Consider the following 246-nt stretch of genomic DNA (forward strand, 5'->3'; position numbering starts at 1 on the left):
TGCGTAACGACGGTCCTGAATCACACTTCAGCAAGCGCGGTACGCCGACCATGGGCGGGATTATGATCCTGACGGCGATTGTGATCTCCGTACTGCTGTGGGCTTACCCGTCCAATCCGTACGTCTGGTGCGTGTTGGTGGTGCTGGTAGGTTACGGTGTTATTGGCTTTGTTGATGATTATCGCAAAGTGGTGCGTAAAGACACCAAAGGGTTGATCGCTCGTTGGAAGTATTTCTGGATGTCGG

General features: G+C 52.8%; 1 pseudogene. It reads left to right on the forward strand.

The features are described from left to right. Positions 1–246, forward strand: a pseudogene (locus IEQ44_RS16365) (phospho-N-acetylmuramoyl-pentapeptide-transferase); the annotation flags it as partial.

This window comes from Nocardioides malaquae, assembly GCF_015070385.1.
In the GTDB taxonomy this organism is placed as follows: Bacteria; Actinomycetota; Actinomycetes; order Propionibacteriales; family Nocardioidaceae; genus Nocardioides; species Nocardioides malaquae.